General features: G+C 47.4%; 11 protein-coding genes. All 11 read right to left on the reverse strand.

What is annotated here, in order from left to right; genetic code table 11:
- Positions 1-7: 7 nt before the first annotated feature.
- The 11 genes from HMPREF0868_RS07010 to HMPREF0868_RS07060 all read right to left on the reverse strand — a co-directional run bounded on the left by HMPREF0868_RS07010 (position 8) and on the right by HMPREF0868_RS07060 (position 12086).
- On the reverse strand, positions 8-667 hold the full coding sequence (locus tag HMPREF0868_RS07010; RefSeq protein ID WP_012994037.1) for an ABC transporter ATP-binding protein: 660 nt from the start codon (positions 665-667) through the stop codon (positions 8-10).
- Positions 667-1872: an ABC transporter permease gene (locus HMPREF0868_RS07015; protein WP_012994038.1), complete on the reverse strand. Its 1206-nt coding sequence runs from the start codon at positions 1870-1872 to the stop codon at positions 667-669. The genes HMPREF0868_RS07010 and HMPREF0868_RS07015 overlap by 1 nt, the downstream gene beginning before the upstream one ends.
- A gap of 107 nt (positions 1873-1979) precedes the next feature.
- Positions 1980-2432 (reverse strand): DUF4418 family protein, encoded by a 453-nt coding sequence (locus tag HMPREF0868_RS07020; RefSeq protein ID WP_012994039.1) that lies wholly within the window; start codon positions 2430-2432, stop codon positions 1980-1982.
- A gap of 112 nt (positions 2433-2544) precedes the next feature.
- Positions 2545-2976: an FMN-binding protein gene (locus HMPREF0868_RS07025; protein ID WP_012994040.1), complete on the reverse strand. Its 432-nt coding sequence runs from the start codon at positions 2974-2976 to the stop codon at positions 2545-2547.
- Positions 2977-3385: 409 nt separating this feature from the next.
- Positions 3386-4120, reverse strand: coding sequence for an ABC transporter ATP-binding protein (locus HMPREF0868_RS07030; RefSeq protein WP_012994041.1), 735 nt, complete (start codon positions 4118-4120; stop codon positions 3386-3388).
- 82 nt (positions 4121-4202) lie between these two features.
- Entirely contained in the window at positions 4203-5405 is a 1203-nt protein-coding gene (locus HMPREF0868_RS07035) for an ABC transporter permease (protein ID WP_012994042.1), read from the reverse strand.
- A gap of 6 nt (positions 5406-5411) precedes the next feature.
- Positions 5412-6695 (reverse strand): ABC transporter permease, encoded by a 1284-nt coding sequence (locus HMPREF0868_RS07040; protein ID WP_012994043.1) that lies wholly within the window; start codon positions 6693-6695, stop codon positions 5412-5414.
- Between the two features lies 1 nt (position 6696).
- Entirely contained in the window at positions 6697-8043 is a 1347-nt protein-coding gene (locus HMPREF0868_RS07045) for a Fe-S-containing protein (RefSeq protein ID WP_012994044.1), read from the reverse strand.
- Between the two features lie 81 nt (positions 8044-8124).
- Entirely contained in the window at positions 8125-8889 is a 765-nt protein-coding gene (locus HMPREF0868_RS07050; protein ID WP_012994045.1) for an iron transporter, read from the reverse strand.
- A 161-nt stretch (positions 8890-9050) separates the two neighbouring features.
- Positions 9051-10454: an FTR1 family iron permease gene (locus HMPREF0868_RS07055; RefSeq protein WP_012994046.1), complete on the reverse strand. Its 1404-nt coding sequence runs from the start codon at positions 10452-10454 to the stop codon at positions 9051-9053.
- Between the two features lie 582 nt (positions 10455-11036).
- Positions 11037-12086: a hypothetical protein gene (locus HMPREF0868_RS07060; RefSeq protein WP_012994047.1), complete on the reverse strand. Its 1050-nt coding sequence runs from the start codon at positions 12084-12086 to the stop codon at positions 11037-11039.
- Positions 12087-12109: the final 23 nt, after the last annotated feature.

Here is a 12109-nt window from a genome sequence, read left to right on the forward strand (position 1 = left end):
CTCTGAATTATTCTTTAAACTTACCGCCCGCCAATTCCAGCACCCGGTCACCGTAGCTGAGCGTATCAAGCTCATGCGTAACCACCAACAAAGTTGTGCCGTTTTTGTTAATCTGCTGGAAAAGCTGCATAACTTCCGTCGTCCGTTCCGGGTCCAAATCAGACGTAGGCTCGTCGGCCAAAAGAAGTTCCGGCTCCATCATCAACGCCCGTGCAATCAAGGCGCGCCGAATCTCACCACCGGAAAGGGTATGCGGCATTGACTCAGCCAGATTTCTGATCCCCAGTTCTTCCAATAAATAGTAAACCCGGCCGGAAACATCGCCATCACGTTTGGCCAAGTACCAAGGCAAAGCCACATTATCAAAAATATTAAGAGAAGCCAGCAGAGTCGGCATTTGAGGGACTACCCCGATGTGCCGGTTGCGGAAAACCGCCCGTTTCTCAGCCGGTAACGAAGAAAAGGCCTCGCCGGCGATACGTATTTCCCCACTGTCAGGGGTCAACAAACCGGCCGTTAAGCTCAGCAGGGTTGATTTACCACTGCCGGAATGCCCGATTATGTGAACAAATTCCCCCTGCTTAACGTGTAAATTCAAGTTATCCACCGCGCAAACCTCATGCTCGCCGCGGTGATATTTTTTGGTTAAATTAGTTATTTGTAACATTAATCCGTCTCCCGCATACTCGTATAAGCATCACGTTTGCTAACTCGCCACGCCGCCGGTAAAGAAGCCAGCGGTCCAACCAGCATACCGATGATTAAAGTAAATATACCGTAAGCCACATATGTCTGCCACGTCGGGACGGGTAAGGGAATCGACCACTTATCGGCCATCAAAGGGAACATAATCACGGTAACCGCCAAGCCGACCAAAGTTCCAACCAGACTGCCCACACGGCTTAGCTGCCATGCTTCGAGCAAAACGATGCGGCGCAACTGTTGGCCGGTTGCCCCCAAAATACGTAAAGCACTAAGCTCGCGTTTCCGTTCATTGATCATCGTGGTAAAGCTCATTGCCAAAATTATTATCGACATCAACCATAAGATACCCAGCGAAAATTTAATGAACCCGGCCAACATGTTCAACTTGTCGGCCAAGTCATTGACGAAACTTTTGCTCGCCATCGCAAAAATACCTCGGTTGCTGAAATTTTTTGAAATATAGCCGGCCACCTTGATCGGATCTAGTCCCGATTTGACTTTGACCATAACTACGCTGACCTGGCTGTTATCAACCGCTTTTTGGACGCCTTTGCTTTCGCTCGCCAAAACAAGCTCTTTAGCGGTATTCATATTAACAAATACCGTGCCGTCAAAGCCCATACCGGTTTTGCTCAAATGCCCCGCGATTTTTAATTCACGCCCGAAGAATCGGATCTTTTCACCCGCTTCCCCGACAATATTATGTCCGACCAAAGCCTCACCGTCTTTCATTTCGCGAGGCAGAGTTTCTTTCAACCATGGTTGGACCAGAAAGTCGGTTTTGGTATCAATCCCGATGATCTGCAAAGGGTAAGAGCAGCACGAGGCGGACAACGTAGCAATGTACAGTTGCGGAGTCATCTTTGAAATGCCGGGCTTGTCACGCAAAATTTCAAGCGTATCGGCCGGTAAATAAAACGTGGAAGGTTCGCCTTTAAGTAAAACATCTTCCACGTTCGTTTTGTAGCCGGACGGCACGATCATTATGTCCGCACCCATTCGATTAGAAACTTTGGTCACCCCGTCCGACAAGGCATTGATGAACAACGATCCTGTCAACACCGCCAAGCTGAAAATAAACACCATCAGCAGCAAAAAGAAACTGCGCAACGGTTTACTCTGTATATTGGCTTTAGCAATCTTTTGAAAGCTAAACTTCTTTTTCATTATTAAATCCTTATCCTTTTTGTCGCTTAACCGGACATAGGACGGTCGCCGGTTGATTTGCCCCGGCGACCTCCGGTCATGCTCTATCGGTTGTTACCGAAGATATATCAGTCCTTTTTCATTACAAAATGCACAGCTAAATAAATCAAAGCCAAAATCACGACAATCAGTAGGCAAACGCTGGAAGCGTGGAAACTGTTCCAGCACTGCATCGGTTTCATGCAGAGACCGATGTATCTGGTTTTGCCGTTCATGCCAACTCCGATCGCGACCGGAATAATCTTGCTCGGGATCATATAACTCAGTGCGGCGACAACGATTTGGACAATGGCCAGAACCTTATTCAAAGCGCCGTTTTTCACCAGATAATTAATCAAGGCGAGAACAATTAAAACCACACCGGCTACGGTAATCAAAATCCCGGTATAGTGACAAGACATGTACTTACCGTTGGGCATCGGTCCGCAAACCGGTACCAAAACGAAGGACATCGCCGCTACGATGATTCCCATAATCACTTGAATCAGACTAATAGATTTTAAACATTTTTCCTTGTGCATAACAGCACCTCCTCAATTTAAAATTTTCTCGCAAGCGAGAAGCACTATGTCTCCCCCATCAGTGCTTTATTTTCATCATAAATTTATGCAGGTGCGGCAATAGTTTATCGCCTTATTCCGCTTTGCTCAGAGCATCCCAAACCGCCGCTTTGAACGATTTGTAGGATACAGTTGCTCCGGAAACAGAATCGACCAGGTCGGGGTCCTGTACTTCGACCAGTTTGGGGGCATAAGTTGATGCGCCTTTTACTGATTTCTGAGCTATCGCAAAGTTGGTATCGCCGGCTTCCTTGCCATAGTTTTCATCTTTGACTTCACCCTTGGCATCTTTTTCGACCCGTTCGGCAGCGGTTATTTTGCCGTCTTTGATCGTTATTTTAACTTCAGTGGTTGCCTTCATTCCGTCTTCGGATGTGTAGGTTCCGGTGTATGTTCCGTCTTTCAACTTCATCTTTTGGAAGTCTTTTTTGTCGCTGCAAGCCGTCAGGCTCATCGCCGTTATTCCTATGACCGCCGCAACTGCTAATGTTAATAATTTTTTCATCAGCCACCTCTTGCTCTAAATTTTCACGCTCGCGTTTGTCTTAGCATTACGGAACGTGTTTACGTTAGATATAGTTAACTTAACCGATATGATTATAATTGTTACGCATTCTCTTTTCAACCGTTATTCAACAAATCGGGCGAAAACTGCCGACCATCGCACCGTCCCGCGGCAGCCGGTTCAATACCCTCTTGCAGCTACCACCTGCCTACCACTTGCAACTGCAACCTGCCTGCGCACTGCCGCCTACCACCTGCCAAATACCTGCCACCTACTAACTACCGACGGCCACGGTGTGGGGCTAGTTCATGGGGCAAAGCTCAGGGGGCCTGCCCATAAGCAAAGCGCGAGAGCCCTGACGGCCGGCAATTCCGCTATGGGTGTAGCCCCGCCGCATCTCGGAACTAAATTAATGCTTCAAAGTAACGATCTCCTTAATTTTGCCGTAATCCAGCACCACTTTGCGCTCCGCTTCCTCACCGACTTCAGGATCGTGGGTAACTACAATAATTGTCGCACCTTCCTTATGTAGCTCACGCATAATACCGATAACGATGTTCTCATTTGCCTCATCAAGGTTTCCTGTAGGCTCATCGGCCAGAATGATTTCCGGATTGTTAATCAACGCCCGCGCTATGCACACTCTTTGCTGCTCACCACCGGAAAGCTGATTAGGCAAGTGCTTGGCCCGCTTCTCCAGCCCGACCTTAGCCAAGGCCGCCAAAGCCTCCTTTTCATCCGGCATACTATGGTAATATTGCGCCACCATTACATTTTCTACCGCGGTCAAATACTGGATCAGATGGAACTGCTGAAAAACAAGGCCGATCTTCTCGCGCCGAATCGTCGTCAGTTCATGTTGATTCTTTTTGGTGATATCCTGCCCATCCAAATAGACAGAACCGGCGGACGGTTTATCCATACAACCGATAATGTTCATCATTGTCGTTTTACCCGAGCCGGATGAGCCCATGATCGAAACCCATTCTCCCTTATGCACATCCAGGTTGATATTTTGCAAAGCATTTACGCTTTCATATATTTTCGAAATACCTCTAATCGACAAAATTACCGGACGCGGATCGGTGTCCCCCGGCAGACGCTCAATTGCCGCCGCATTATTCGCTAAACGTTCTTCGGACATATTTTTTCTCCTCACTTCATACTTACATCTCAAATTTACGTCTCATACTTACATCAATGATTCGCCTAAAAACTTGCCGAGATCATTCTCCACGCAAAACCAACGCTGGATCAATCTTAGTCGCTTGTTTAACCGGCCAAATACTGGCCACGATAGTAATGATCACTGAAATTCCCAGGGTGACCGGAATAATCCACCAAGAAAATTCAATCGTGCGCCCGAAAACGCTCAAGCTGACCTGTTGGGCAAAGAAGAAGCCTAAAATCACACCCAAAACGCCGCCCAAAATTCCTAAGCCGGCGCCTTCGCCCATGAACTCTGTAATAATACTGCGGTCAGATGCACCCAAAGCCTTCTTCAGGCCAATCTCCTTGCGCCGCTCCGTGACCACTGCAATCATCGTGGTTAGGACGGAAATTATCGTCAGCAGTAAAACGACCAAATCAACAAGCAATACCAAAACTTGCAGTTTCCCGAGCACTATGTCTTGCGACTGCGTAACTCGCCGCACCGGTCGACCGACAATACCGGGAACACGCTTGGCCAAATCGGCTGCCGTCTTGTCAAGTTCCATCGCATTCCCCTCAATACTACATTCGACACCGTCTAACCGCATTTCGTCCTCCAGCATTTTGTCCAGCACGTCGATGTTCAGAAAGATAAAACTTTCTTCCGCTCCGCCGGTTGTAATAATGCCTTTGACTCGAAATTTTTTGCTGTAATAATCTTCCGCCGCGTCCTTTTTTTTGCTAGCTTCCGCCGAATCGCTTACCTTGGAAGCCACTACCTCACGGCCGTATTTAACGCCCTCGACCTTGAACGTGTCGCCCAAATTAAGGTCTAATGTTTTGGCCACTTCCTTACCGATCATGACATCCTGTTTATCTGAATTGGTGGCCCATTCGCCCTCTATGTACCAGAACGGACTGTTTTTCTTCGCCTCTTCCATATAAGTTCCAGCCAAAATGTAGGGATGCTGATTAATTTTTGTCGTTTCATAGCGGTAAGGCGCTAGGCCGACCACTTTTTTCGCCGGCAGTGCTTTGCCTAAAGCATCAAACTGCTTTTCAGTTATTTTTTTGTCGGTAGATGAAAGAACCATAAAGTTGGCTCCGTAAGAACGGAACTCTTTGCCCAGCTGCCGCGGAATATCATAGTAAATCGTGATCATACCGGACATAATCGTCGAACCTATGGCCACGGCCAGCAAGGCTACCACCATACGGGAACGGCGACGCAGCAAAGAACTCAATACCATTTTAAAAAACATCGATTTATTGCGCATCTGATTTTACCTCCCGTGCAAAACTTCTGTAGGTTTTAATCTCAACAGATATCTTATCGACGGAATGCTGCCGACCAAAATAACCGCTATAAGCAAAACGATGTCAATCGGGATAACCATTACCGCCAGCGGTATCGTCGAACCGAAAACGGTCAAACCGATGATCTGAGCAAAGCCAAGCCCGATGCCGTAGCCGATCGCCCCGCCGAACAAGCCGGTCAACATGATTTCCGTTAAAATCAATAGAATGATTCGTATATCGCGCCCACCGATCGCTTTGATCAGGCCGATCTCTTGCCCACGCTCCATAACTGAAGCGGTGACCAGATTGCTGATACCCAGGGCCGAGCCGATTGAGCTTAAGATGGTTATCAGCAACATCAGCAGTTTGGTTTTGTTCAAAATCGCACCCTCCGATTCAGCGACCTGACGAATGGCTTTGGCGACACCGTCACGTACCACTTCCTGAATCTGGTAACAAATCGAGCCGGTATAAGCGGTGCAATACCATGTTTCATATTCGGTAGGGGTAAGAGAATCCGGATTGCGGGAAGCTTTTTTCGCCAAATCGTTGTCCGGCGTAGTCAATGCTGATACGTCGATACCGGAAATTTTTCCGGCTAAACCGGCCAAAGCCTGACAGGCAGGCAAATTAACAAATATTTGCTTATCTTCATCGCCACCGGCATTCAACAAGCCGCGGATGACAAATTCCGAGTGACGGCTGCCGTTCGTCAGCGTGATCCTGCTGCCGATTTGCCAATTATGTTCTTGCGCCAGCAAGTACCCGACTAAAGCACCGTTTTCATCCTCATCTTTGAGCCATTCGCCGTCTATCCGCCACCAAGTTTTTAAATTGCGCACACCGGCCTCCAGTTTTTCGCCGGTCGGCAAGCTTAGTTTTTTGGTGTACCAAGTTCCAATCATTCGCACAGTTTCTTCTGTGCCATCAATTTTCGCTCCGGCTTTGAGATAAGGAGCGAAATCAACAATATTGTAACCCCAGAATATTTGCTTTATTTTGGGGGCATCTTCTTCAAACAGATATTTATCTGTAACGCCAACACCGTCTTGAATGCCGTACAAGTCATCTAACAATGACGCATCCTTCGGCACGACCGTGATATTGGCACCGTAAACTTTAAGTTCTTGATTTATTTTATCCCCCACGCCTAGCATGACGTTCATCAAAGCTGTCGCCAGAGATATTCCCAGCGCCACCGTGAAGGCAATCATTGCCATTTTCTTTTTTTGGCGGAAAAGTGTACCGCCGACCATTCTCCAAAACATATTATGCTCCTACCGGGAAACGATTAGCTTCCTTTTCCAAATCGGATTTATTTATTATTATGCGACCGTCCTTGACTTCATACGGGAAGGGTACCGGGTTACAGCCGCCCTTGAATCCGATGGTTGCTTTATTCATTACAACGTCACAGCGTTTGCAGACAACCGTATTACCGCGTTCAAAATAACCGGCTATGCCGCAAATCTCACAGGCATCAAGACCGACACCGTAAGCGTTGCTGCCCGGTTTGCGCACGACAATAAAACGAATATTGTGTTTTTCGTACATATACGCAAAGCGGTGCAGATGGCCGTCCTCCACAGCCGACAGCGGAATTATAATCCGACCGTTTTCTTCTTGATAGGCTTCGGCCGGGGCCAACTCGACCGGGCGTGTAATATAGTCATTTACCACGGTAAGCATCAGACAACTCAACAACATAAATACGGCGAGACTCTTGGCCCAACGGCGGCAATTTCTTTGCCACCAAGCCGCTTTACGCCGCATGGCGGAAGTTTGAAACTCCCCTTTTAAACTACGATGCAACAGATAAACAATAATCGCCGCGATCAAGGCTATCAGTAAATAACCTACGGCAAAATAAGGCATGCTCTTGTCCTCAAAAATCATCACCTCAAAAACGAAGCTATTGCGCCGCGGCAAAATACCGAGTCTGGCACCGCTGCTGATACCGCGCATCGCCAAGTCCAAGATAAGTAAAACATAGAACAGGCCGCCCACAAACAACATTGAATCGGTGTTTAATCGCCTGAAAGCTTGATATATACTCAGGCAAGTCAAAAATGCCAGCAGCCAGCCAAGTGCATAGCCGCCGAAACGGAACAAAGTACCAGTGCTCACCGATTCTTCGTTAAAAGCGACAAATTCACCCGTCTTCAAATAGAGTTGAGGCAAAATATGCGCCATCAACGGAATTAAAGACAGTGAAAAACATATCAACGCTACATATAAAAGAACATTTCCCACCCGGCAACCTGCCGCCCCGGGTTTGGAACTTAGCAAACTTCCATTTTCTGTCTTGCCGGCCGAACTGAAGGCTCGTAGCAGCAAAAACACAATAAATATTATCAGCGCGACACTAGCAATCATCCAGGCCGCAACGATAACTTGCCGGTTAAGTGCGGTCAACGCACGCAATAACTTTTTCGGTTGCAGCCTCTTTGCCACATATATCGCTGTTCCTGCTAGGAAACCGATACCGGTGCAAACACCCAAAATATATTTCAGGAAGTTATTCTCTTCAATTCGCCGAATATAAGCCATAGTTAAGCCGAAAATTCCGGCAAACAACAACAGCATTCCTAATACATATATTAAAAAACTTAACACTGTGTCCCCCTCTCAGGAACAAATAATGCAGAAAAGGCCGACTACACAGTAGTCGACCTCGTCAACTGCAATACTGTCTAATTACTTAGAAGCTAATTGGCTACCGTCATAATTCCAGTCCAAAGTAACTGTCTGTTTCTCATAGTACTTAGCAGCGGCTTCTTTGCCCTCTTTTTGAGCGATCGGAACACCGGTCTCGCTGTCGACATGGAGCAGATAGTCATCAGAAGCTTTGATTTCCAGAACCAGTTTGTACTTGCCTACAGGAATAACACCCTTTTTGACGTTGATACCATAGTGAGCACCGTCATCAGCATTCATCGGCATGAAAGTACCGGAAGTAATTTCTTTCTTGCCATCTTCTGACATAACTTTGTAGTTAACGGTCAAGTAAGCCGGCCAGATGTCTTCGCCATCACCGAAACCAAATGCTTTACCGGCTTCAGGCTTCAGGTGGATATCAGCTTCCAAGTGCATATCGGATTCTTCCGCTGAAGGTTGTTTGTTCTCAGGGATCATATCAACAGCTTGGAAATAAACAGCTTCAATGTGGAACGGGCCGGAATCGGTAGCTTCACCGATCGGGATTTCGTTAAAGCCTGAGCTACCCGGAACAGCTTTGTCATCTTTTTTATCGTCAGCTTTGGCATCCGGAGCCTTTTCGTCCTTTTTGCTTTCAGCAGCAGCCTTGGTTTCTTCCGGCTTGGACTCTTTCTCCATCTTGCTCTCTTCTGCCATTTTGCTTTCAGCAGCTTTGCTCTCGGCAGGTTTCTCCGAGTTATTACATGCAACCATAGCCATAGCCATAGCACCGGCTAAAACAATACTCAGAAATTTCTTGTTCATCTTAATCCTCCTAAATTTTTATTCAAAAGTCTTGCGACTATTGACAGCTTGTATTGGTTCTTTACTACTTTGTTCGACAGGTCATACCGGAAGTATGACTTATTGTACACGTAATTATGTCACAGGCCAATGGCAGTAACGCCAGCCTCCGACCGCAGTTTTTAGGCTTTAGTCGCCGTTTCAGCTGAAGTTGTTTCGACTGTTTCGGCGGTAGTCACCGGCGTTTCAGCGTGATCATTTGCCGCTGCTACGGCAGCCGACGCATTCGCTTTGGCCTCACGGATAGTTCTTTTGCGGTTTACATGGTTACCGATAATCAGCCACAACGAAGCAATAACAATCATCATCTGCGGCAGCATCGTTTCAGCACGATCGTAGAAACCGAGATCCGGTATGTTAAAGCCCTTCATAAACGGCAGTGTGGTCGCACCGGAGATGAATCCGGCTTCGGTGAGTTCCTGCACACCCTTGCCGATGAAAGTGAAGCACATCAGGAACAACAAAATACTGGTGAACAGGAAAAATGGGCGCAACGGCAGACGAACCGTCGTATAGCGCATGATAAAGTATATCGCAGCCAAAACCACTGCGCAAGCCACAAAGCCAAAAAACGCATATGTTCCGTTGCTTGTGCCGCCGGATAATGTGGCTTTGTAGAAGAGGATCAACTCAGCACCTTCACGGATAACAGCCAAGAACGCCGAACCGATCAAAACGTACTGATTACGCTTATCAATTGATTTCTGCACCGCTTTGTTGATATATTCATTCCATGCGTGTTCTTCCGATTGATGCAACATCCAGTGGCTGACGTAGAACAGAACCGCCACTGCCAAGAACATCGTCCAGCCTTCCATCAATTCCTGGCCGACACCTTGTAAAGCAATATCGATCAATACAGCCAAGATTCCGCTGCCGACGACGCCGGCCAACATGCCGAGGTAAACACCTTTGCAAAGTTGTTTGTTGCCCGACTTGATCAAATAGGTGATTATGGCCATGCAAACCAAGATCGCTTCAAGGCCTTCACGAATCAGCAAGCCGAATGACGCGAAGAATGACTTAAGCTTGACCTTGCCTGCATCAGCCGTTACGGTAGTGCCTTTGAGAACTTTCAAGCCCTCTTCTTCCGGCGCGTCTTCGCCAACAACGCCGTCCAAAATCAAGGCATCTCGACAGACGCACATGGAGAGAGTCTTAATGTTATTTATGATTTCTTTGTTATCTTTTTTGATGTTGCCGAGAATGGAATGTTTAATATCGCGGAACATTCCTTCAATTTTGCTTACCCGCTTCGCTGAAATGTTTACCATTACGTATTTTTCAAAACCTTGTATTTCGTAATGGCCAAAATAAGCATCGTTCATTGCTTTGTAAGCTGCCTTCGAGTCACCGTCTTCAATGGACTTGATCGCCCGCTGAAAACAAGTTTCCATGTCGATGGCCACTTCCTGAAAGTTAGCGTACTTTTTCTTTGCGGTTTTGGCTTCAACTATTGAGCTTAATGGCAAAAGCATAACCAGTAACACGGCAAGCAGCATCGCTAAACCTGTTTTATTGCGCATATAACGCCTCCCTAAACGCCGTCTCCAAACTCTAAATGTGAATTATAATTATAAACATTAGAATAGAACAGCGAAATTTTTCATACCTAGTTTACCGCAGTTAATTAGTTATTGCAAACTTTTATTTAACTTTTTTTCTTGATTCGTAATTCTTTCTGTAATAAAATGTTTGTTTATGGTTTCAATGATTTGCATTTATTTATCTTGGTTCGGTTGTTGCTCAAGATTCACGCTGAGCCGCTCTGACGCGGCGAGATAAGGCGCACGCGCTGATCCAGTCGCACTAACGCAGCGAAATAATGCGCCCACGCTGAGCCGAGCCGAAGTCACACCATTGACGCGGCGGAATAACGCGCACGCGCTAGCCGCTATCAAGTTATCCATAAAGGAAAATCCCTCGCCGGAACAAGACCGGCAGGGATTTTTCACTTGCTTACATATTTTGTATGGCACTCATCAGTTGCGTAACTTCGTCAACTCCGATTAATCTACTGCCATCGGCCAGCCACCGCAGCTTTAACTGTAATTTGACCCAGCCGCGGTAGTTGCCAACAATTAGCAGACGAGAATAGGTCACCGCACTCAGTTAGCGAAACGCTTGGCCGGAGCTGCAGCAACTGCAGCCGCCGTGTTCGGCACATCATCCTTGTTCGGATCTTTTTGCTTGATCTTCTCCGCCAATTCCGCTGCCCCGACTCCTAAAGGCGTTACTTTGGCACCGTAATCGCATAACGGACAAGAACGCAGGCTGAACTTCTTCTGCTTGGCAAAGGCCTCCAACAGGTGGATCTTGGCCGCCTCGACCTTGGCTTGCCGGGTCAATTCGCCCACCGTGTGATCCGCGATTTGTTTGTTACCGTAAAAGAGCATCAGTTTCTCGACCAGACCACGATATAACGGGGTCATGATCTTTTTGTCGATCAGGGTGCGAATCGCCAAAACGTTGTCTTTCAACTCGCGCCCGGTCACTCGATCCATGTATTCGATACCTAAAGCCTCGTACTTCGGCTTTTCGTTCAGGTTTTTGCTAGCCAACTCAGCATTCGTCTTGATCAATTTGTCCAGAGCTTGGGCATCTTTGTCGAGCGCGTATATTCTCGCTGCACTGCGCACAGCATCTGTAATCACCGGAAAATCATTGCGGTAGAATTGGTACGGTTTGTTGGGATTGCTAGTCTTACGCGAACGTTTATAACGGTAGGTGTCGATGCGTTTGATCCCTTCCGCCAATTCCATCAATTTACGCGTGGCGCAGATTTGGCGATTCAGTTCGTCCAAACGAAATTGGGCTACACATCTTGCCGTGCCGAGCGCACCGACCACGTCCGCGTCCTGGGCGACCGATTTTTGCGCTTGATCGTATCTTTTAAGCGTCCGGTAAAACTCCGGCGTAGCAAATGACTTATATATTACGTTCGGCTCAATCATGCCGTTTTGGTCAGCTGCAGCTTTCGCTCCGCCATTCGCGCCGTTTGCCTCAGCCGCCTTGCCGCGGTTCTGTTCCTCAAAAAGCTGATCTACCAGTTTCGCTTCCTCGCGGCTGAATGATGTGTATTCCAACGCTGTCACCCCGCTCGTGGCCAGCATGGTCATCGTCAAAGCTCCGGCTAGTATTTTTATTGTCTTTCCCATACGTGTCATCCTCTTATCGCGCC

The sequence above is a fragment of the Mageeibacillus indolicus UPII9-5 genome, assembly GCF_000025225.2.
Lineage (GTDB): Bacteria > Bacillota > Clostridia > Saccharofermentanales > Fastidiosipilaceae > Mageeibacillus > Mageeibacillus indolicus.